This is a genomic window from Nocardiopsis sp. ATB16-24, assembly GCF_030271535.1.
Classification (GTDB): Bacteria; Actinomycetota; Actinomycetes; order Streptosporangiales; family Streptosporangiaceae; genus Nocardiopsis.
On the sequence record NZ_JASCXJ010000004.1, the window covers coordinates 296,563 to 319,539 of the forward strand.

Annotated in this window: 13 protein-coding genes; 10 read left to right on the forward strand and 3 right to left on the reverse strand. The window is 67.7% G+C overall.

All coding sequences use genetic code 11. The annotated features are described in order from the left end of the window. Positions 1–30: 30 nt before the first annotated feature. From PFX91_RS07530 to PFX91_RS07565, 8 genes are all read left to right on the forward strand, one after another. On the forward strand, positions 31–618 hold the full coding sequence (locus tag PFX91_RS07530; protein ID WP_285730438.1) for an ATP-binding protein: 588 nt from the start codon (positions 31–33) through the stop codon (positions 616–618). Between the two features lie 92 nt (positions 619–710). Then, positions 711–1,058, forward strand: a complete 348-nt coding sequence (locus PFX91_RS07535) for a hypothetical protein (RefSeq protein WP_285730440.1) — start codon at positions 711–713, stop codon at positions 1,056–1,058. 163 nt (positions 1,059–1,221) lie between these two features. Continuing rightward, entirely contained in the window at positions 1,222–4,935 is a 3,714-nt protein-coding gene (pglX, locus tag PFX91_RS07540; RefSeq protein ID WP_285730442.1) for a BREX-2 system adenine-specific DNA-methyltransferase PglX, read from the forward strand. Positions 4,936–5,159: 224 nt separating this feature from the next. After that, positions 5,160–8,996: a DUF6079 family protein gene (locus PFX91_RS07545; RefSeq protein WP_285730444.1), complete on the forward strand. Its 3,837-nt coding sequence runs from the start codon at positions 5,160–5,162 to the stop codon at positions 8,994–8,996. Continuing rightward, the gene (gene pglZ / locus PFX91_RS07550) at positions 8,993–11,971 is read left to right on the forward strand and encodes a BREX-2 system phosphatase PglZ (protein WP_285730445.1); all 2,979 of its coding nucleotides are present in this window, start codon (positions 8,993–8,995) and stop codon (positions 11,969–11,971) included. The genes PFX91_RS07545 and pglZ overlap by 4 nt, the downstream gene beginning before the upstream one ends. Before the next feature lie 2 nt (positions 11,972–11,973). After that, positions 11,974–13,299, forward strand: coding sequence for a BREX system ATP-binding protein BrxD (gene brxD, locus PFX91_RS07555; protein WP_285730477.1), 1,326 nt, complete (start codon positions 11,974–11,976; stop codon positions 13,297–13,299). After that, positions 13,296–15,458 carry a DEAD/DEAH box helicase gene (locus PFX91_RS07560; protein WP_285730446.1) on the forward strand — a complete coding sequence of 721 codons (2,163 nt, stop codon included), beginning with the start codon at positions 13,296–13,298 and terminating at the stop codon, positions 15,456–15,458. The genes brxD and PFX91_RS07560 overlap by 4 nt, the downstream gene beginning before the upstream one ends. 39 nt (positions 15,459–15,497) lie before the next feature. Continuing rightward, entirely contained in the window at positions 15,498–17,279 is a 1,782-nt protein-coding gene (locus tag PFX91_RS07565) for a GmrSD restriction endonuclease domain-containing protein (protein ID WP_285730447.1), read from the forward strand. A 174-nt stretch (positions 17,280–17,453) separates the two neighbouring features. Here the strand turns inward: PFX91_RS07565 and PFX91_RS07570 are convergent, their stop codons facing one another. The 3 genes from PFX91_RS07570 to PFX91_RS07580 form a co-directional block, all read right to left on the reverse strand. Continuing rightward, the gene (locus PFX91_RS07570; RefSeq protein WP_285730448.1) at positions 17,454–18,173 is read right to left on the reverse strand and encodes an MOSC domain-containing protein; all 720 of its coding nucleotides are present in this window, start codon (positions 18,171–18,173) and stop codon (positions 17,454–17,456) included. 2 nt (positions 18,174–18,175) lie between these two features. Beyond that, positions 18,176–18,763: a protoglobin domain-containing protein gene (locus PFX91_RS07575; RefSeq protein ID WP_285730449.1), complete on the reverse strand. Its 588-nt coding sequence runs from the start codon at positions 18,761–18,763 to the stop codon at positions 18,176–18,178. Between the two features lie 163 nt (positions 18,764–18,926). Continuing rightward, positions 18,927–19,346, reverse strand: coding sequence for a cupin domain-containing protein (locus PFX91_RS07580; protein WP_285730450.1), 420 nt, complete (start codon positions 19,344–19,346; stop codon positions 18,927–18,929). A gap of 375 nt (positions 19,347–19,721) precedes the next feature. Between PFX91_RS07580 and PFX91_RS07585 the strand changes: the two genes are divergently transcribed. Then, entirely contained in the window at positions 19,722–20,297 is a 576-nt protein-coding gene (locus PFX91_RS07585; RefSeq protein WP_285730451.1) for a nitroreductase family protein, read from the forward strand. A 287-nt stretch (positions 20,298–20,584) separates the two neighbouring features. Continuing rightward, a complete protein-coding gene (locus PFX91_RS07590) occupies positions 20,585–22,804 on the forward strand; it encodes an anthranilate synthase component I (protein WP_285730452.1) in 2,220 nt (739 codons plus the stop codon). Positions 22,805–22,977: the final 173 nt, after the last annotated feature.

Below are 22,977 nucleotides of genomic sequence, written 5' to 3' on the forward strand. Positions count from 1 at the left end.
CCACTCCTATGTGTAAGGAGCCTGTTCGTCATGCCCGCAACCGTGCCCTTGGCAGCCCTGCCCGAAGTGACCGTCCCGCTCGGCGCGCTGGTCCCGCCCCGAGTCCGCCACTACTTCACCGGCCGGGCTGACCGCGCCCCCTACCGCACCCGCCGCTACGACTTCGGCGGATCCGCCCAGTACATGCCGCTCGTACGGGCCTTCCTGGACACCTGCGCCGCCGAACGCGACCGCGACTACCGCTACCTGTTCACCCTGCTCGGCTCCGAACTCGCAAACAACGCCCTGAAGCACTCGCGCTCGGGAGAGCCCTTCGGGGTCTACACCCTCACCTGCCAGCGCCACCGCGCAGGACTGCGCCTCACCTGCCGGGACCAGGGAGCGCGGGACGGCAGGACGGCCGCTCTCGGCGAGCACTCGTACCTGAGCGCCGACCCGAGCGCGCTGGACCTGGCCGCCGAGTCCGGACGCGGTCTGGCACTGGTCGACGCCCTGGCCACCTCCTGGGGCGACAACGGCATCCCCGACTACCGGCAGGTGTGGTTCTTCCTGGCCTACGACCTGGCTGGCAGCCGCTGGAACGCCGACGCGGAGAACGTCGTCCACCTCGTGTCGTAGACGCGAAACGGGCCCAGGAGAGCGCGCCAACGCCTCCCGGGCCCTCCAATCCCGAAATCCAGACACTTCCACATGTTCAGAAAGCAGGATCGATGACGCATCCTATCCCCGCTCCCCGAACCGCACGCGGCCCGCTGTACTACCCTGTGCTGCCCCTGCGCATGCGCCCCCTGCCGACCGGACCGGTCTGCTCTCGCTGTGCGCACCCCTCCTGCCGCAGGATTCGCGCTGAGAAGCTGCCCATTCTGGGAGGCCACAAGGCCGAGTACCGTGACGAACACGCCTTCGCCGCCGCCGTCCAGGCCCGCAATCGGCACCTGATCGTCTGGTACGGGGAGCGGACCGGCTCGTACTGGGTGGCTTCCTCCACCGGATTGGCCGAGGTCCCCGACGCCGCAACTCTTCAACGACTCCTGAACGGAGTTCCGGCCCGCTGCTGACGGTGAACGGTGGTGGTCGTCTGGACGGGACGGCCACCACCTTGTGGCCGGTGAGCGACAGGGCGCGTACCCACGGCAAGGTTGCGGTACCGGGCACGGCAGACGGTTTTAGGCGAGAGAATGAAGGGACACCCCTGTACCTCTCGTTGTGGTTGGAGCCCCTGTGGTCGATCAGGAGATGCTGCTCAAGGACTTGCAGAAGCAGGTCAAGCTGTTGGAGGACGACCTGCGTGAACGTGGTCAGGATCCGACCGCGATCAAGGGGCTTACCAAGGAGGGAGATTCTGAGAGCTTCGACGCCTACCTCAAGCGCGAGTACCAGAAGGCCCGGGACGCGGAGCGGGTGGGAATCGCCGAGGGGGAGTGGCGGGAAGGCCAGATCACTCAGGCTGCGGTGGCGTGGGTGCTATCCACGGTCTTCGTGCGCTTCTGCGAGGACAACGGGCTCCTTGAACAGCCTTTCATCGCCGGCCCCAAGGACGAACGCGACCGGTACGGCATCGCCCAAGAGCTGAAGGAAGCGTGGGTTCTCCAAGGGCGTCGTGAGAACCCGGGCGCTCCGGAGCTGACCGACCGTGAGTGGCTGGAGCATGCTTTCGAGCAGATGAGCGTCTCCTCAGTCATGGCGGGGCTTTTCGACAAGCAGCACAACCCGATGTGGACCATCACCCCGTCCCATCAGGCTGCCAAGCAGCTCATCGACTTCTGGCGTCAAGTGGGGGAGGACGGCCATCTCGTCCACGACTTCACCGACCCGGACTGGAACACCCGGTTCCTCGGTGACCTGTACCAGGATCTGTCCGAGGCCACTCGGAAGAAGTACGCGCTTCTCCAGACCCCGGAGTTCGTCGAGGAGTTCATCCTTGACTACACCTTGGAACCCGCGATCGAAGAATTCGGACTCGACGGCAACCGGATCTACCAGGAGGACAGCAAGGGGTTCCGCCTCATCGATCCGACCTGCGGGTCAGGGCACTTCCTGCTGGGCGCTTTTCGCCGGCTGCTCAACAAGTGGCGCGAGGCCGAGCCGGGGGCCTCGGATTGGGACTTGATCAATCGCAGTCTGCGCAGTGTCCATGGTGTGGATAAGAACCCGTATGCGGTGGCGATCGCCAGGTTCCGTCTCCTCATTGCTGCGATGAAGGAAGGCGGAATCACTACTCTGAGTGAAAACAGTCCGGAGTGGCCCATCGTTGTAGCGACAGGTGATTCGCTGCTACACGGGAGGGGAGCGCCGGGCGAGCAACGGACACTTTTCGGTGGGGGCACGCATTACTACTCGACCGAAGACGTGCGTGACTACGTGTCCGAGCATGACCTCTTGGGGATGAATAGTTACCATACGGTCGTGGGAAACCCACCGTACATTACGGTCAAGGACAAGCAGGAAAACCAGAACTATCGACAAGCCTATAGTCAGGTTTGCTCTGGAAAGTACGCGCTCTCCGTTCCTTTTGCGCAGCGCTTCTTTGACTTGGCCAAGCTTGGCGCTGGTTCCGGTCAGAGGTCCGGGTACGTCGGTCAAATCACCGCTAACTCCTTCATGAAGCGCGAGTTCGGTAAGAAGCTGATTGAAGACTACTTCCACGCCAAGATTGACCTGACCCACGTCATCGACGCTTCGGGAGCGTACATCCCGGGGCACGGAACGCCGACAGTAATTCTCTTTGGCCGTAACCAGATGTGGCGGCAGGGGAGCAAGGTTCGAGCTATTCTCGGGATTCGTGGCGAGCCTTCCCAGCCCAAGATTCCGTCGGAGGGGTTGGTATGGAGCTCGATTGTGAAACTGGCTTCCTCGCCCGGTGTGGAAAATGAGTGGGTGAGCTCAGCTGACCTTGATAAGGGTTCTCTTTCTGGGCATCCTTGGAGCCTTTCGGGTGGAGTTGCCCTGAAACTTCTTAGGGATATTGAGTCATCTGCTTATGAGTTGGCTGGTCGAATCGATTCCATTGGTTTCTCGGCAATCACTGGCGAAGACGACGTTTTTGTCATGAATTCCGATGTTGCTTCAAGGAAGGGGGTTGGTAAAGTAACTCGCCGTTTTGTTGTTGGTGACGAACTTCGAGACTGGTTTACTTCCCGAAGTTCACTTTCCGTATTCCCCTTCGGATTGACTGGGTTGGATGCTGCTATAATTAAAAATTATTTTTGGTGCTGGCGCTCTAACTTGCGATCCAATGTCTACTTTGGCAAGAGTAAATCCGAGCGAGGCATGGAGTGGTATGAATATGCGTTTTCTATGCCCGAAAGGCTGACTTCGCCTTTCCTTGTGCCTTTTTCTTTCGTGGCGACGCATAACCACTTTGTGCTGGACCGGGGTGGGAAGGTCTTCAAGCAGTCAGCGCCGGTGATCAAGCTGCCGGAGGGTGCGACGGAAGATCAGCACCTGGAGTTGTTGGGGGTTCTGAACTCCTCGACGGCGTGCTTCTGGCTCAAACAAGTGAGTCACAATAAGGGTAATAGTACGGATAGTCGAGGTGCTAGGACTACTGGTGTTTCTTATTTCGATACTTACGAGTTCACCGGTACTAAACTCAAGGAATTTCCGCTCCCTTCAAGGCTGCCCTTGGCCCGCTCGAAGGAGATCGACTTCCTCGCCCAGAAGCTGGCCACTTTTGAGCCTGAAGCCCTAGCCGAGTCAACCGCCCCCACGGCCGAGGCCCTCCGGGAGGCCCACGCCGAGTACACCGCCACCCGCCGCCGCATGATCGCGCTCCAAGAGGAACTCGACTGGGACGTCTACCACCGCTACGCCCTCATCTCCGACGCCCAGCTCGCCGAGCTGACCCTCCCCGACACCGCCGATGCCCCCTCCATCGACTTGGGGGAGCGGGCCTTCGAGATCGTGCTGGCACGCAAGATGGCCGCCGGCGAAGCCTCCACCGAGTGGTTCAACCGCCACGGTTCCACCCCCATCACAGAGATCCCCTCTCACTGGCCGGACGCCTACAAGAAGGTCGTCGCCAAGCGCATCGAACTCATTGAGTCCGACAAGAACATCAACCTTCTGGAACGTCCCGAGTACAAGCGCCGTTGGCAGTCCGAGCCCTGGGAGAAGAAGCAGCAGGCCGCGCTCAAGTCCTGGCTGCTGGACAAGTGCGAGGACCGGCGTCTGTGGTTCACCACCGACGACCACGGCGAGGATCGCGCACGTCCCCTCTCGGTTCGGGTGCTGGCCAACCGGGTGCGTGACCTGTTCCCCGAGGCCGCCGAGGTCGCCGCGCTCTACGACTCCTCCAAGGACTTCGGCGAGGTCGTCGAGGAGATCGTCAAGACCGAACACGTGCCCTACCTCGCGGCCCTGCGCTACAAGGAATCCGGTATGCGCAAGCGCGCCGACTGGGAACACGTGTGGGAACTCCAGCGGGAAGAGGACCGGCTCAACGCCGACCTGGAGGAGGGCGAGGAGGAGCGCCGCCTGGACATCCCCGTACCGCCCAAGTACACCTCCGCCGATTTCCGCAGGAACGAGTACTGGTCCAACCGGGGCAAGCTCGACGTTCCCAAGGAGCGCTTCATCTCCTACCCCGGTGCCGAGACCGACACCGACCCCACGCTCCTGCTCGGTTGGGCGGGCTGGGACCACGCACAGCAGGCCGACGCCTTGGGCACCCTGGCCCACGAGCGCATGGACGAACTCGGCTGGGGCAAGGACGCCGAGACCCGCGACAAGATGGTCCCCTTCCTGGCGGGGATGCTCGAACTCCTGCCGTGGGTGCGGCAGTGGCACACCCAGGCCGACGAGTACGGGGACACCCCGGCCGACCACCTCCGGGAGGACTTGGCCGAGTTGCGCGACACCACCGGTATCACCGAGTCGGAGATGACCGATTGGCGTCCCCCCGCGCCCACCCGTGGTCGTAGGAAGAAGGCCTGAGGCTCACAGCCCTCGCACACCCGGGCCGGAGACGGCGTCCATCGCACTCCGGTCCGGGCGTACCTGGTGCCGCTGTCGCCTTTGAGGCTTAGGCTGGAAGCCCCGCTACACCGACGAAAACCGTGTGCCCCCGCCGGATGCCCGCTCCAGCGCCCCGCCGTGTCCGGACCGGTCGTGCACACGGTCGCCGTACCCGAGCAGACCGCAGAAAGGCGCATCCGGAGATGACCACCCCTTCCTCTGGTTCGAGCGGCACCGGCCGAGTGATCAGCGACCTGATCGACATCCCCCTAGCCGTCCACGACGGCGACCTGGTCGTCAAGCTCACTGAGAGCACCTCCACCCGCCAGGCCCAGGCCCTGGACGAGTACGTGGTCACCCCTCAACTGGCCGAGAACTTCGACCAGGCCCTGGAGACCATCCGCTCCTCGTTGGTGGACAACAAGTCCCAGGCCGCCTATCTGCACGGATCCTTCGGTGCGGGTAAGAGCCACTTCCTGGCAGTTCTCTCCGCGATCTTGAACCACCATCCCGACGCCCGCGCCAAGCCCGGTCTGGCCGACTTGCTCGCCAAGCACGACAGCTGGCTCTCGGGAAAGAAGTTCATCGAGGTCAAAGCCCACCTCGTGGAGGAGGAGGTGTCCATCGAGGCCAACATCCTCGGTGGTTACGTGCGCCAAGTGCAGCGGGAATACCCGGATGCCCCCGTCCCGGCGGTTTACCGTGCCGACGGCCTTCTGGCCGACGCCCAGGAGCAGCGCTCCCGTATGGGGGACGAGGCGTTCATCGCCCTGTTGCCGGACCGGACGGACTCCGGCGATGGTCAAACCAGTGGTGAGCTCGACAACGGTGTCTGGGGGAAACTCGCCGGCCCCTCCAGCTGGGACAGCCAGACCCTCGACGAGGCCTTCGCCGTTCACCCCGAGACCGAGAACCTCGCTGAACGGGGCCTGCGCGAGGAACTGGTCAGCGCACTGCTCGGAGGACCCTTCAAGCGCTACACCGAAGCGGTGGGGGACTCCAGTGGCGCCTACGTCAGCATCGACGAGGGCCTGTCCGTCATCAGCCGCCACGCCAAGGAACACCTGGGCTGTGACGCCGTCGTCCTGCTCCTGGACGAGCTGATCCTGCGCTTCACCGCCTTCATCGGCGACGAGGGCCGCATCAGCAGCGAGGTGCAGAAGATCGCCAAGCTGGTGGAGTCCTCGCACAGCCACCGGCCCGCGCCCATCATCAGCTTCGTGCCCCGCCAGCGCGACCTGCGCGAACTGGTCGGACTCGGCGGCGGCACCGAGGGCATCTCCCAGACCATCAGCTACTGGGACGGCCGCTTCGGGCACATCAAGCTCGCCGACGCCAACCTCACCGAGATCGCCCGCCACCGCCTCATCAAGCCCCGCAACGACGAGGCCGCCGCGGAGATCGACGCGGCCTTCGAGCGGATGCGCGGCAGCCGGGCCGAGGTGCGCGACACCCTCCTGGACAGCGGAGGTGGGGCCGACACCAGCACTTGGGAGGACTTCCGCAGCCTCTACCCGTTCAGCCCCGCCGTGCTGCACGTCCTGGTGGAGATGTCCTACGCCCTGCAACGCCAGCGCAGCGCCATCAAGCTCCTCCTGGAACTACTGGTCAAGTACCGCACCACCCTCCCCGTCGGACAGGTGGTGCCGCTCGGCGCCGTCTTCGACGTGCTCATCGAGGGCGAGGCCAAACCCTTCAAGGACCACCTCAGCGCCGAGTACGCCAAGATCAGCAACTTCTACCGCAACAAGGTCCGCCCCTGGCTGCTGGACAAGCACGAGGTCGCCGATGCCGACGTGACCGCGCTCGACGTGCGCTCGCCCTTCCGTCGCGACGACCTGCTGGTCAAGACCCTGCTGCTGAGCGCCCTGACCCCCCACGTGCCCGCGCTCAAGGACCTCACCGTCGGCCGGGCCATGGCGCTCAACCAGGGCATCGTCAAGGCCCGGCGCCCCGGACAGGACGTCAAGGCGGCCACCACGTTCTTCCAGGACATGGCGGCCCAGTTCGGTGAGGTGCGGGTCGGTGCGCAGAGCGACAACCCGACCCTGTCCCTCAACCTGCTGAGGGTGGACACCGAGTCCCTCATGCGCAGCGCCTACTCCGCCGCCAACGACCACGCCCTGCGCCGCTTGTTCAAGCGCCTGCTGTGGGAGCAGTTGGGACTGGAGACCGGGGCCGAGCGCAGCAGTGTGGTCTGGCGCGGCACCCAGCGCACCGTGGAACTGGCCTTCGGCAACGTGCGCTCCAGCGACGACCTGGGCCGAGAGGAGTTCCGCCCTGCCGCCGCCAACGCCGTACGGGTGGTCATCGACTACCCCTTCGACGAGGCCGACCACAACCCCGCCGGAGACCGCCGACGGGTCCAGGAACTGCGTGAGGAGTTCAACGAGGCGGTCGCCACCCTGGTGTGGCTGCCCACCTTCCTGTCACCGGGCAAGCTGGAGGACGCCCGGCGCATCCTGATGATGGAATACCTCCTGCAGCCCAACGTCATCGAGGAGAAGGCCCCCGACTGGAGCAGCGACGACCGCCGAGAGGCCCGAGCCCAGCTCGACAACCAGCGCAACCAGTTGAGCACCCAGATCTCCGGCCTGCTGCGCGGCGCCTACGGCCTGGTGGAGGTGGACCGGGACAGCACCGACTACGGGGCTCCCGCCGACCCCCACATCGAACCGCTGCCCCAAGGGCTGAGCATCCCACTGGAGGCCGGCAGCCAGTTCCCCGCCGCCCTGGAGCGGATCACCACCAGACTCCTGGACCACCTCTACCCCGAACACCCCGACCTGACCAGCTCCACCAGGAAGACGCCGGTGCGGCGCCCGGACCTGAGCACCGTGCTCAAGGCGGTGGAGGAGGCCAAGGCCGACAAGCTCAACCGGTACGAGGACGCGCCCAAGAGCGACCTGCCGGTCCTCAAGCGTGTGGCCGAACCCCTGCGGATCGCCACCGTGGGAGAAGTCTTCGTACTGCGTGAGGACTGGCGGCTGGACATCGACCGCTTCGTCAAGGCGAACATGCCCACCAGCACAGACGTACGGGTCGGTGACCTGAAGAAGTGGATCCGTGGCCGAGAGGACGGCCGGGGACTGCCCGAGGACATCGTCGACCTGCTCGTCATGGTCTACGCCGTCCAGAGTGACCGGGCCTGGATCCGGGCGGGCAAACGCTACACCGGTGCGGAGATAGGCAGGCTCTCCGACGAGATCGTGCTGCGCCGCCAGGAGCTGCCCTCCGAGGAGGACTTCGCACGGGCCAACGAACGCGCCCAGAGCATCTTCGGCCTCCCCGCCCAGCCGCTGCTCAACAGCCGCTCCGTGCAAAGGCTGGCCGAACAGCTCAAGGAACAGGCCCACCGGTTCCAGGCGAGCAGCGAACACCTGGTGCGTGAACTCACGAAGCACGCGCGGCTGCTCGGGTTGGACGAGGAGGCCCCGCGCCTGCGCACCGCCCGCGCCGCCGACGAACTCCTCGGCCGTCTCAGCGGACTGACCGACGACACCGCCCTGGTCAACGCGCTCGGGCAGGCCGACCTGCCCGAGGAGGGCGGGGTCTACCGCACCGGTATCGCCGGGGCGGGCAACCTCGCCCAGGCCTTGGCCGCCGCGCGGTGGGACCTGCTGGAGTCACTGGAGACCGTCATCCAGTCGGGTGGTAAGCACTCCGGTGCGGCCGAACGGATTCTGACCAGGCTGCGGGAGGCCGCCCGACACAACGAGCACGCCTTGCGTCTGGCCACGGAGCTCAGCAAGGCCAACAGCGATGCCAGCGCGCTCAACAACCAGATCGTCCGCGAACTCGCGGCGGGGAACGAGAACGACCAGGACAAGACCCGGAAGGACGATGACAACACGCCGTCGAACATCGGAGTGAAGGTCAAGGACGACCTGGAGCGGTCGGACTCGGAGGGCACCTCCGATCAGCCCTGGGTGACGCTCACCCCCGGCGTCGACCTGGACACCGTGGTCGCCGACCTGAGGATCGGTCTGGGCATCTCCGAGGACGCCAAGATCCAGATCACCATCCGGGAGGCCGAGTGAACAACACCGCCGACCACGACGCCGTCACCCCTCCCGCTCGACCCGCTCTGGGCAGGGTGAACGCCGAGGCCGTGGCGGGCGCCCTGGAACGCGCCTTGGACGCCGAGGCCCGCCGGGTGGAGAAGGGACATCCGCGCTCCGCCGCCACCGCCCTGGCCCTGTCCGCGGATCCGCACTGGGAGGGGCCCGAACGCCTGACCGTCCACATCCACACAGGCGAGGGCCGGACCGAACAGCGGTCGGTGCGCGTGGTGGGCGCCGACAGCGTGATCTCCCTGGTGCACGCACTCAGCGGCGGCGACGAGGACGTCGACCACGTGGTCGTGCTCACCCCGCTGGACGCGGCCGACCTCGGTGAGACCCTGCTGGGACGCTTCCTCGGCGAGGAGGTCGTCCGGCTCAACAACTGGGAACTGCTGCGCACCGAACTCAAGGTCACCCGCATCGACCCCCGACTGTACACGGGCCGGTTGAGCTGGCTGGCCGACACCCTGCGCGGCATCCGGGCCACCCACCAGATCAAGCTGGGCACCGGCGTCCTCAAACTCGAACAGGCGCTGTCCATCGCCGTGTCCGTGCGCTTCGGCCGCCGACCTGGCGAACAGGTCGACAGCGCCGCCCTGCTGGAGTGGACCCGTGACCCGGCCTCCGTGGCCGCCTTCACCCATCTGCACGAGGACGAGCGCGACGACCTGCGGCGGGAGGTGGAACGAACCCTGGGCGCCGTACCCCGGGTGCTGTTCAAACTCCTGGACCGCGGCCACGCCCTGGACGCGGTGCCCATCGGCCTGGCCCTGGCCGAACTGCACGAGGCCGCGACGCAGGAACGGTCCGACTCGGGGCAGGAGGCCGCCCGCGCAGCCCAGTACGCCCTCATCCGTGCCCAGGAACGCTACTTCGGGGCCAACCCGCCCAGGGCCGAGGAGCTACGGGACTTCGGCAACGCCTGCACCGCCTCCCTGATGAGGCTGATCGACGGCTCCGAGGACGACCAGGCCGACGAGACCATCCGCCGCACCGAGGAACTCCTCTTCCAGCTCGACGCCTCCCCCGTCGCACAGAGCAGCAACCTGCTCGACGCCGGCCTGCACACCCGCCTGGCCGACCTGGGCCGACAGATCACCCTCGCCTTGGGCGAGGACGGTTCGGCGGGGCCGCCCCAGCCGCAGGACCTGCGGGAGGTGGAGGGGTCGCTGCTGCGGCTGCGTGATCACCGCCGACACACCACCCGGCGCAAACAGGACCAGGCGCAGGCCGCCACCAACGCGGTGCGGCTGCTGCGCCGCCTGGCGCTGAGCTCCGCGGACCGGCCGTTGGGCGCGGACACCCCCACCACCGCCCACGGGTGGATCCAGGCCCACGTCCAGCAGACCGGGTGGGTCGACCGCGCGGCCTCCGCTATCTGGCACCACCGTGGTGACGTCCCCGCCTTCGACCAGGCGCTGGGCGTCCTCTACGAACGGGTGCGCGCCTGGCGTGCGGCGGTCGACGCCGAGTTCGCCACCGCCGTCAACCGGTGGAACAGCGGACACGCGCCCACCGACACCCAACTGCGCGTGGAGAACCTCCTCGGCAAGGTCGCCCGACCCCTGGCGCAGGACCAGGCGCCGCTCATCGTGGTCCTGGACGGGATGAGCGTGGAGGTGGCCGTCCAACTCGCCGAGGACATCCAGGCGGGAGGGAGGCTGGTCGAGGTCGGACGGCCCGGGAAGGCCGGCTCGTCCGGTGTGCGCGAGGGCGCCCTGGCCACCGTGCCCTCCACCACCACCTGCTCTAGGGCCTCCCTGCTCACCGGTTCCCTCACCGTCGGCAAACAGGACGCCGAACGCGCCGGATTCGCGGCCCTGTGGGCCACCGTCTCCTTCGGCCACCGTAAGGCGGTCCTCTACCACCAGCGCGACCTGGAGACGGGAGCCGGATTCCACCTGCCCCCCGCCGTCCAGGAGAACATCGACGACACCGAAACGGTCGTCGGCGTCGTGCTCAACACCATCGACGACGCGCTCGGTCGCGGCAGGGAGGGCGACGAGTCCACCTGGACGGTCAAGCAGGTCGGTAAGCTCGGCTCCCTGCTCGACGCCGCAGCTCGGGCCGGCCGTCCCGTCCTGCTCACCTCCGATCACGGGCACGTGTGGGACCGGGGCGAGGCCGTCAAGACCTGGTCGGGGGAGTCGGCCCGCTACCGCACCGGCGAACCAGGCGAGGGAGAGATCCTGGCGACCGGGGACCGGGTCCTGCTCGGCGACGGCACCCTCGTCGTCCCCTACCGGGAGGACATCCGCTACACCGACCGCAAGGACGGCTACCACGGCGGCTTCTCCGCCGCGGAGATGGTCGTCCCGGTGCTGGTGTTCGTGCCCGCCCTGGACACCACGCGTCGGGGACGGGGAGGGAGCACCCGTGACTCCACCCCACGCGGGTGGCAGCGTCTTTCCCCCGCGGAGGTCGAGCCCGTCTGGTGGTCGCAGCAGCTGGAGAACACCCCGGCATCGGATCCCGACCGTGCCGACAGGTTCGTGTGGACCGAGCCCGTGATGGTGATCCGGGACCCTCTGAACGAGAAGGGCACCGGCAGGAAGCGAGGCAGAGGCGCGAAGGCGTCCCCGCCCGAGCAGACGCCCGCCCTGTTCGGTGACGATGCCCTGGCTCCCCGCACGCTGGGTGCCAAGGTGACCGCCACCTCGGGCTTCCAGGCCGGCCGGGCCCGTGTGCCCAGGGCACCCGCTCCAGAGGAGTTCGCCGCACTCATCGACGCGCTCGTCGCCGTGGGCGGCACCCACCCGCGCCTACCCGTCAGCGCCGCCTCCCGCGCCGCGGGCGGCCCCGAGAGCCACCCGCGCGCCGTGCGGTTCCTCAAGATGGTCGGCAAGGTCCTCAACGTGGAGGCCTATCCGATCCTGACCCTGACCGACGGCGACCGCAGCGTCGAACTCAACACCGCCCTGCTCCAGCAGCAGTTTCCCGAAGGGAGCTGACCCTGAAACCCGTCAGTGAGGCCCGCCGTGAGGAGGTCGTGGGCGCCCTGCGCAGGGGAACAGTCCCGCACAGCGGCCTGGACCTGTTCGCCGTCGGGCTCGAACGCTTCGAGAGTGCCCTGGACAAGGAACTCGGCAACGTCGCCACCGGAGGCGCCGAGTTCAAGGCGGTGCGCGGCGAGTACGGCTCCGGCAAGACCTTCTTCGTCCGTTGGCTGGGCGAGCGCGCCAAACGCGCCAACTTCGCCGTCACCGAGATCCAGATCTCCGAGACCGAGACCCCGCTGCACCGGCTGGAGACCGTCTACAGGCGTCTGACCGAGCGCCTCGCCACCGCCACACAACCGCCCAGCGCACTGCGCGAGATCGTCGACAACTGGTTCTACTCCCTGGAGGAGGACGTCCTGGCCGACGGGAAGGTGGACGACGCGGACGAGGAGGCGCTCAACACCGCTGTCACCGACCTGATGGAGCGCCGTCTGAGCGAGGTCGCCAGCGCCAACCCCGGGTTCGCCGCGGCCCTGCGCGGCTACCACCGGGCCCAGGCCGAGGACGAGCCCGCCATCGCCGAGGCGCTCATCGCCTGGCTGGGCGGGCAGCCCAACGTCGCCGCCGCGGCCAAGCGTTACGCCGGGATCAAGGGCGACCTCGACCACTTCGGAGCCCTGGCCGCGCTCAGGGGACTCCTCGTCCTGCTGCGTGACTGCGGCCATCCCGGTCTGCTCGTGGTCCTGGACGAACTGGAGACCCTCCAACGGGCACGCACCGACACCCGGGAGAAGGCGCTCAACGCCCTGCGGCAGCTCCTGGACGAGATCGCCAACCGGCAGTTCCCGGGGCTGTACCTGGTGATCACCGGCACCCCCGCCTTCTTCGACGGGCCCCAGGGAGTCCAACGCCTGGCGCCTCTGGCCCAGCGCCTGCACACCGACTTCCTGTCCGACCCCGCCCACGACAACCTGTACGCCGCCCAGATCCGCCTCTCCGGCTTCGACCTGGACAAGCTGCACGAACTGGGTCTGGCCGTGCGGGAGCTGTACGCAGGCGGAGCCGACGACCCCCAGCGGGTGCGAGAACGGGTCGACGACGGCTACCTGCTCGGTTTCGCCGAGGCCGTGGCGGGGGAGCTGGGCGGCCGGGTCGGAATCGCGCCACGGCTGTTCCTGCGCAAGCTCGTGGACGTCATGGACCGGGTGGACCAGAACCCCGACTTCGACCCCCGCCGACACTACGGCCTCACCGTGGGAGTCGGCGAGCTCACCGAGGTGGAACGCGGCGCCCACGTGCAGCGCGCCACCAGCGCCGACGAGGTGGATCTCGACCTGTGAGCAGGACACGGGAAGGCGAGGAGGGGTCGGCGCCCAGCAGCCTCGACCTGCTCCATCCCACCCTGGCCCACCACGTCGTCAACACCCTGGGGTGGCCGGGGCTGCGCCCGCTGCAACGCGAGGCACTGGCGCCGCTCATCGACGGCGACGACGCCGTCCTGCTCGCCCCCACCGCCGGGGGCAAGACCGAGGCCGCACTGTTCCCCCTGCTCACCGCGATGGCCGCGCGGACGGGGGACGGGCTGTCGCTGCTGTACGTGTGCCCCATCAAGGCCCTGCTCAACAACCTGCTGCCCCGCGTGCAGGCCTACGCCGGATGGATGGGACGCACCGCCGAGCTCTGGCACGGCGACGTCACCACGGCCGGGCGCCAACGGATCCTGCGCAACCGACCCGACATCCTGCTCACCACCCCCGAGTCCCTCGAAGCGATGCTGGTGAGCACCAAGGTCGACCACCGGACCTTCTTCACGAACCTGCACGGCATCGTCGTGGACGAGGTGCACGCCTTCGCCGGAGACGACCGGGGCTGGCACCTGCTCGCCGTCCTGGAACGCCTCGGCAGGGTGGCCGGGCGGTCGATCCAACGTGTGGGACTGTCGGCCACCGTCGGCAACCCCGACGACCTGCTCACCTGGCTCCAGGGATCACAGGCCGGCACGCGCCCCGGCAGAGTGATCGCCCCCGGCGTGCACTTGCCCCGGCCGGGACGAACCCTTGAGGATCCGCCGCCCGGAGACGTCGAACTCGACTACGTGGGCTCTCTGCACAACGCCGCCAAGGTCATCGCGGCCCTGCACCGGGGAGAGAAACGCCTGGTCTTCTGCGACTCGCGCAAGTACGTGGAGGAACTCGGCCACGCCCTGCGCGCACTGGGTGTGACCACCTTCCTGTCCCACGCCTCCCTGGCCCTGGACGAGCGCCGCCGCGCCGAGGCCGCCTTTGCCGAGGCCCGCGACTGCGTCATCGTCGCCACCTCCACCCTGGAACTGGGCATCGACGTCGGTGACCTGGACCGGGTCATCCAGATCAACGCGCCCGGCACGGTCGCCTCCTTCCTCCAGCGCATCGGCCGCACCGGGCGCAGGGCGGGAAGTACCCGCAACTGCCTGTTCCTGGCCATCGACCAGGCCGGACTGTTGGCCGCGGCCGGGCTGCTGCACCTGTGGGGCGAACATTGGGTGGAAGCCGTCGAGCCCACCCCCGAACCCCGGCACATCGTCGCCCAACAACTGTTGGCCCTGTGCCTGCAGGAACCCGAGGTGGGGGAGAGACTGTGGGGTGAGTGGTGGAACGGCCTGGAACCCTTCGCCCAGGGCGCACCCATCGCCGCCCACCTGATCCGGGAGGGGTTCATCGACCTGGACGGTGGGTTGATGATGATCGGCCCCGAGGCCGAGAAACGCTTCGGCCACCGCCACTTCATGGAACTGACCAGTGTCTTCACCGCACCGCCGCAGTTCACCGCCCTGCACGGCAGGACCGAGATCGGACGGGTGGACCCCGCCCTGCTGGCCGCCGACGACAAGGAGGCGGGACCGCGCCGCCTGCTGCTGGCCGGGCGCACCTGGGCGGTGACCTGGGTGGACTGGCGCAGGCAGCGGTGCTTCGTCGAGCCGGTCGAAGGCGGTGGGGGCAAGGCCAAGTGGGACTCGGGCGGCCACCTGGGCTCTTCCTACCACCTCACCAGGGCCGTGCGCGAGGTGTTGCTGGGCACCGACCCGAAAGTAAGGCTCACCCGGCGCGCGGTGGCGGCGCTGGCCAAGGCCAGGGACGAGCACACCGACCTGGTCCACCCCGGAGGGTCGGTCATCGTGCGTGGTACGGGCGGCGACCTGCGGTGGTGGACCTGGGCGGGGGCCAGGGCCAACCTCACCCTGGCCGCCACCCTGGGCCGGGCGGCCGACCCCAAACAGCAGCCGAACGACGCGAGCCTGCGCCTGAACACCGAACTGGACCCGCGTACCTGGAAGGCGGCCAAGGAGGCGGCCCGGGAGCGGGTCGTTCTGCCCGAGGTGTCCGTGCGCGCACTGGACGGGCTCAAGTTCACCGCCGCCCTGCCCCGACACCTGGCCGAACGCACCCTGTCGGCGAGGCTGGCCGACGTGGAGGGTGCCCGAACCCTCCTGGAGGAACCCACCCGTTTCGTGCAGATGTGAGCCTCATCCATCCCGGTACCTACGACCAAAGGACCCCCTATGGCGGTAGACACCTTCAACAGCACCAAGGAATTCCTCACCGAGTTGCTGCGCAGAGTCCATGACGGGCGCATCCAACTCCCCGACTTCCAACGGGGATGGGTGTGGTCGAAGGAAGGCATCGCCAGCCTGCTCGCCTCGATCTCCCAGGGCTATCCTGTGGGCACCCTCATGTTTCTGGGGACCGGTGGCGAGACCCGGTTCCGGGAACGCACGATCGAGGGAGTGGGGGAGGCGAGGAAGAACGCGGAGACGCTCATCCTCGACGGTCAACAGCGTATGACCTCGCTGTACCAGGCGATCTGTCTGGACGCACCGGTACGCACCCATGACGAGCGGGGCCGGAAGGTGTCCGGATGGTTCTACCTGGACATCGAGGCTGCGGTGGACCCTGACATGGACCGTGAACAGGCGATCAGGTTCCTGCCCGAGGACCGGGTCGTCCGTAACTTCCGCAGGGAAGTGACGCTGGACTGCTCCACGCCAGAGAAGGAGTACGAGGTCGGCCTCTTCCCTCTCGCCCAAGTCATGGACTCCAGGGACTGGGCGGACGGCTTCCGTGAGCACCACGACTACGCTCGGCCGAAGCTGGAGTTGTGGAAGCGCTTCGACAAGGAGGTCCTGGACCGCTTCGAAAAGTACCAGTTCCCCATCATCGAACTGGACAAGGCCACCCCGCGGGAGGCAGTGTGCCAGGTCTTCGAGAAGGTCAACACCGGGGGCGAGCCGCTCACCGTCTTTGAACTGCTCACCGCCACCTTCGCCGCAGACGAGTTCGAACTGCGTACGGACTGGGCCGAGCGTCAGAAGGCATGGAGTGGCAACCCCCTGTACCGAGTGCTGTGGGAGGTGCGCGATACCGACTTCCTGCAGATCGTCACTCTGTTGGCGACCCAGGCCAGGTATCACCGCTGGCTCGCGCAGGGGCGTGAGGCCGACAGAGCTCCTCGGATCGGCTGTCGACGTGCCGAGATGCTCCGGCTTTCGCTGGAGGACTATCTGGAGTGGGCCGACAAGGCGGTCGAAGCTCTGCTGACCACGGCCGAGTTCCTGTACGGACAATGCGTGTACGACACGAAGTTCCTACCCTACGGCACACAGATCATCCCCTTGGCGGCCATCTTCGCCACTCTTGGTGAGGAAGCGGAGAACCGCGTCGCGCGCAAGGCGATCTCGCGGTGGTTCTGGTGCGGCATTCTCGGTGAGATGTACGGCGGCAGCACCGAGTCGCGCTTCGCCAGGGACCTGCCCGATGTCGTCTCCTGGGCGAGAGGAGGGGACACACAGCCGCGCACCGTGGAGGAGGCCCAGTTCTCCGCCGGACGCCTGGACACCCTGCGCACCCGCAACAGCGCCGCGTACAAGGGTATTTACGCCCTCCTGCTCAGGCGCGACGTCACCGACCTGCGGACCGGGGAGAACATCAAAGAGAACACTTACTTCGACCACGCCGTCGACATCCATCACGTCTTCCCTCAGAGGTGGTGCGAGCAGCGGGGGATCGCCAGGGCGCGGTACGACAGCATCGTCAACAAGACGCCCCTGTCGGCCAAGACCAACCGAAGCATCGGTGGGCAGGCCCCCAGCGCCTACCTGGAGAAACTGGAATCGGTCACCAAGATCGCCGGCACCGAGATGGACACCTACCTGGAGCGGCACCTGATCGATCCCGTGCACCTGCGCGCGGACGACTTCGAGGCGTTCTACCAGGCCAGAGCCGTGCTCTTGCTCGACCTGGTGTCGGAGGCGATGGGTAAACCGGTCACACCCGCCGAAGAGTGAGCAAGGACGGGGCCGGCCAGGGTCTCGGAGGATGTGTTCTGCCCTCGCCGCAGAGGCTCATCCGGCTTCACATGACATCGGGACCCCACGCCAGGGCCACGAAAGCGGACGGAGGTGGCCCTGAGCGGGGGTACCACGCCCCGGCGCCGCGCCCCGAACCACGACCCGCTCCGCTCACCCCGCCCGTCGAAGCCTGTCCGCGTCGCCGTCCCCGTCTTCGGGGCGGCGGGCCCGGTCGAGGCGGCGGATGATCTCCTCGCGCCAGCGGTCGGGCAGGGCGGGACATTGGGCCAGTTCCCTGGCGGTGGCGGGGTCGTCCGTGGGGGCGTGCATCGTACGGTCGACGCGGGTGAGCGGCCACTGCGGGTACGGACGTTCGTGCAGCACTATCGACTCACCCGCCCGCAGGGACCCGCGTGTGAGCACCCGCAGGTACCAGCCGGTGCGCCCACTGGCGCGGATGCGCGGGACGAGGTCGTCCACTCCCCAGCGGCGGGCGGGTTTCCAGCACGGTCGGCGGGGTTGGCTGACCTGTAGGCGCACCTCGCCCACGTCCCAGACGTCGCCGAGGCAGACGTCGTCCTCGGTCAGGCCCTCCACCGCGAGGTTCTCCCCGAAGGACCCCGGCCCCACCGAGGGCAGGGACAGCTCCCTGCGCCAGGCGGGGTAGTGGTCGGCCGGATAGACGAACACCGCCTTGTCCACCCCGCCATGGTGGCGCCGGTCGGCCTGTTCGTCACCGGCGAGATTCTCCCAGGTGACCCGGACGGGGCCGGTGACGGCGTTCTTGTCGATCGCGCTGACCCACGATCGGCCGGTGTCCTGCCCGTCGAAGCGACGGGCAGGACCGACGTGTACCGACACGATCCGGGCGCGGGTCCGAGAATCGGGCATGGTCACCAGTCGTCGTCGCGAACATACGGTCGGGACCATAGTGCCACGTGCAGGGTCACCGCCTTGAACCACGCCTGGTGCATCGCCTCCACCTGCTCGGCGCTGTGCCCCTTCTTGCCCAGGAACTCCCGCATGGTGGCGGTGATGGGGTAGATGAAGGCGATGATGTAGCGCAGGGAGATGTTGTCCACCGAGTCCGCGCCGTCGGCGGTGTTCTTCTTCTCGTGGGTGTGGCGTAGGGCGATCTCCTCCTGGTAGTCCAGCCAGGTCTGGTCGTACGGGCGCCGGCAGGCGTCGAGGATCCACTGGGCGAACCGCGACCGCACCCGGTCCAGGTACTCCTGGATCGGCTCCCCGTCGGGGGTGGAGAAGTAGGCCACCAGATGAGGGTGGGAGGAGACGAACCCGTACCACACCTCGAGCACGTCCTGGGTCTGGTCCTCCAGGACGTCGCCGGCCATCCGCAGCGCCCGCTCGTCCTCCTCGGTGAACATCACCGTGGCCTTGAGCCTGTCCAGTTCTTCCAGCCCGACCGGTGATCTGGCCGCCTCGTCACTGCCGTAGGCGTAACCGGGAATCGTCGTGTTCATCCTGTCTCCTCTTCCCCCTGGAGGTTCCCCGAGAGGCCAGCGTATGAGCGGTGGGAAGACGGACGAAGGAGAAACACCCACCGGAGTGGTTCCGGTGTCCCTGGTGGACGCGCCGGGGGCCGGGACCGTGACGGTCTCCGACCCCTGGACGATCGGAGTCCGCTCAGTGCTCGTGCGGATCCTCCTCCTGGTCCTGCTTGGTCGGGTGCACGGTGCCGTGCGGATGGTGCGCGGGACCGTAGATGGCGTAGATCTTCAGCGGCTCGTCGCCGATGTTGGTGACGTTGTGCCAGGAGCCCGCCGGTACGAGGATCACCCAGTCGTCGGAGACCTCCTCGTCGAAGGTGAGATCGTCCTTGGAGGGGCCCATCTGCACACGGGCGCGGCCCTGTTCCAGACGTAGGAACTGGTCGTTGTCCGGGTGGACCTCCAGGCCGATATCCCCACCGACGGGGATCGACATCAGGGTCATCTGGATGTTCTTTCCCGTCCACAGGGTGGAGCGGTAGTCGTCGTTGGCCAGGGTCGCCTTCTCGATGTCGACGACGTAGGGATGCGGGCCGTGGTCCTTCATGCCGGTCATGCTTCTCCTGTCGCGCCTCGGGGTCGCGGTCACACGCGACGATTCCTTCCGTGCGAACGCTCCGATCGTATAGTGAGGCGGCGGTGACGGCCCGTGGGGGCGCACCTCGCCGTCTCGGTCCCTCCTCCTCTTTCCCAGTGTGAGCGGACTCAGGCGTGCGCGGAGTCGGGCGTACACGGGTACGGGAGCCGCCGGCGACCGCGATCGAACGGCGGTGTGCCGCGGACGAGCGCCCTCGATCTAGGCGGACGTCTGTACGGAGTCGGTCGGAGCGCCTCCTATGGTGGAGGGCGATGGTAGGGCACCGTCACGTCGCACGGCGGCCAGGGCCGAGAACCGGGACGGGGCGCGGACCCGGCGAGAAAGAGGGGTACATTGCAGTTCTTCTCCGATCCGGTTCTTGAGGCGATGGCCACCCGGCGTTCGCTGTCGAAGGTCGGGCCGCAGACCCCCGACGACGAGGAACTGGCGCGCCTGCTGCCGGCCGTCTCCTCCGTGGCCGACCACAAGGCGTTGCGTCCGTGGCGGCTGATCACCCTGCGCGGAGACGACCGCGCCAGGCTCGGCGAGGCGCTCGACGCGGCGGCGGGCGTGGTGCGCGAGCCCGGCGAGATCAACACCAAGCCCTTTCGCGCCGAACTCCTCATCGCGGTCGTCGCCAGTCCGAAGCCGCACCCCAAGGTGCCCGAGTGGGAGCAGCACGCCACCGCCGCCGGTGTCGGACACCTCCTGGAACTCGCGTTGTGGCGGTGCGGCTGGGGCGTGATGTGGCGCACGGGACTGTACGCCAACGCCCCCGAGGTCAGGGCCGTGCACGGACTGGCCGAGACCGAGCACCTGATGGGCTGGTTGTACGTGGGCGGTATCGACGAGCGCCTGCGCGCTCGTCTTCACAAGTCCAGGCGGCCGACCCTGGACCCGCGACGATTCATCGGTCGCATGCCTACGTGAGCGGGGTCCGCCGCGCTGGTGGTGCTCTCCTTAGCACGGGAAAACGTTGTCAGTTCCCTTGGCGGCACCGACAGCGCCTTCCAGTGCGTCGGTCCTCCCCAAGCACCCCTCGCACGCGCTACACTCGGGGCATGCGAAACTCCTGCACCCCGGTTCAGTGGTGGCGCCGCTTGTAGGCGGTGCTCCGATTTCGCATACCCGTGCAGCGACCGCCCCGGACCGGCGGTCGTTTCGTGTTCTCACGGCCCCGGCCGGCGTAGCCCATACCGAACGCCAAAGGACCGGCCGTGAACTCCAGCGACGTACAGACCACCACCTACCGCACCCGGTGCGGCGTCACCGTCCACCGCACCGCCTCCGCCTGCGACCCCGAGGTCCTCAGCGAGCTCGTCGAAGCGGTGGAGTACCACCGGGGCGGAGTCCTCTCCTCCGGCATGGAGTATCCGGGCCGATACGACCGTTGGCACCTGGGCTACGTCGACCCCTGCCTGGAGATCACCACGCGCGGGCGTCGCGTCACCGCCACCGCGCTCAACGAGCGCGGGAGGGTCTTGCTGCCCGTCCTGGCCGAGGCCCTGTACTCGGTCGGTGCGCCCGATCCCGACGGAACCCTGGACGACATCGAGGCCGGCAGCGTCGCCATCACCGTCCCCGAACCCGACCCTGGCGAGTTCTTCACCGAGGAGGAGCGCAGTCGCCGCCCCAGCGTCTTCACCGCCCTGCGCGCGGTGATGGCGGCCCTGTACAGCCCCGAGGACGCCAACCTGGGCCTGTACGGGGCCTTCGGTTACGACCTGGCCTTCCAGTTCGAACCCATCGAGCAGCACATCGACCGTGACCCCGAGGACCGGGACCTGGTCCTGCACCTGCCCGACGCGATCATCGTGCGCGACCGCAAACGCGAGACGTGCGTGCGCTACACCTACGACTTCACCGTCCCGGCCGCGGGCACGCGCGCCGAGGCCGGCACCCGAGGGTTGCCGCGCCGGACCGAGCCCACCCCGCCCGTGGTCGCCACCGAGGTGCCCGAGGGCCCCGAGCCCGGTTCCTACGCCCGGATCGTGGCCGAGGCCAAGGAGAGGTTCCGCCGCGGCGACCTGTTCGAGGTCGTGCCGGGACACCGTCTCTTCGCGCGTTGCTCCTCACCCGCCCGTTTCTACGAACGGCTGCGCGAGCGCAACCCCGCCCCCTACGAGTTCTTCTTCAACCTCGGTGAGGGCGAGTACCTGGTCGGCGCCTCCCCGGAGATGTTCGTCCGGGTCACCGGCGAACCGGGCACCGGGCAGAGGGTGGAGACCTGTCCCATCTCGGGCACCATCCGTCGGGGCGGCGACGCCCTGGAGGACGCCGAGAACATCGAGGAGCTCCTGGCCTCGCCCAAGGAGAAGTCGGAGCTGACCATGTGCACCGACGTGGACCGCAACGACAAGTCCCGGGTGTGCGAGCCGGGCAGCGTCCGCGTGATCGGCCGCCGCCAGATCGAGATGTACTCGCGCCTGATCCACACCGTCGACCACATCGAGGGCACCCTGCGTCGGGAGTTCGACGCCTTGGACGCCTTCCTCACCCACATGTGGGCGGTCACCGTCACCGGGGCGCCCAAGACCTGGGCGATGCGGTTCATCGAGCAGAACGAGACCAGCCCTCGGCGCTGGTACGGAGGCGCCGTCGGCGTCCTGAACTTCGACGGCTCCATGAACACCGGTCTGACCCTGCGCACCGCGCACATCCGTGACGGTGTGGCCGCCGTACGGGTGGGCGCCACCCTGCTCTACGACTCCGACCCCGAGGCCGAGGAGAAGGAGACCTTCCTCAAGGCGCGGGCCCTGGTGGAGACCCTCGCCCAAGGCGAGCGGGAGGAGGAGCCCGCCAAGGAGCCCGAGCGGAACGCGGCGGAGGCGGTGGAGCGGCCGGGGCAGGGCATGAGGGTGCTGCTGGTGGATCACGAGGACTCCTTCGTCAACACCCTGGCCGACTACGTGCGCCGTCAGGGGGCCGAGGTCACCACCGTCCGTTACGGGTTCGCCCCCTCTTTGCTGGACCGTCTGGCCCCCGACCTGGTGGTGCTCTCACCGGGCCCCGGGATGCCCGAGGACTTCGCCATGTCGGCTCTGCTGGACGAACTGGCGGCCCGGAACCTGCCGGTGTTCGGGGTGTGTCTGGGACTCCAGGGGATGGTGGAGCACGCCGGGGGCGAGCTGCGCACCCTGGACGAGCCGGTACACGGCAAGTCCGGACGCGTGAGGGTCGACGGAGGGCGGCTCCTGCGCGGGTTGGGGGAGGGCGGATCCTTCCCCGCGGCCCGCTACCACTCCACCTACACCGTTCCCGAGCTGGTCAAGAACTTCGAGGTCACCGCCGTGCTGGAGGGCGGGACACCTGTCGTGATGGCGATCGAGGACGTGGCGGCGCGGTGGTACGCCGTGCAGTTCCATCCCGAGTCGATCCTCACCGCGGGGGTCGGTGAGGAGATCGTCGCCAGGGCCCTGCACCTGGTCCGAGGCTGAAGGGCCCCGACCCGGCTCTCCGTACCGAAGAAGGGCCCGCGCGTCATGAACTGCTCCCTGGAAGTTGGACTGGAAATCCAGTTCCATCGACCAGGGAGCAGTCCCATGAGAGCGAACAGCTCACTCACCCCGGACCAACGCTATGAAGCGATAGCGTTGTTCGAGCAAGGCAG